Annotated in this window: 1 tRNA gene; it reads left to right on the forward strand. The window is 54.7% G+C overall.

The features are described 5' to 3' along the window. Positions 1-128: 128 nt before the first annotated feature. Positions 129-201, forward strand: a tRNA-Gly gene (locus tag AC2FCQ_RS24730). The last annotated feature ends 2 nt before the right edge of the window (positions 202-203 follow it).

A 203-nucleotide genomic window follows, 5' to 3' on the forward strand; every position in this document is an offset into this window, starting at 1 on the left:
GGGAATAGCTCAGTTGGTAGAGCACGACCTTGCCAAGGTCGGGGTCGCGAGTTCGAGTCTCGTTTCCCGCTCCAAAAAATTCAAAGGCCATGTTTTGTTTGATGGCCGGATGCACAAAGCATCTCAATGCGGGAATAGCTCAGTTGGTAGAGCACGACCTTGCCAAGGTCGGGGTCGCGAGTTCGAGTCTCGTTTCCCGCTCC

This window comes from Serratia sp. CoH_134_PS_4 (assembly GCF_058190535.1).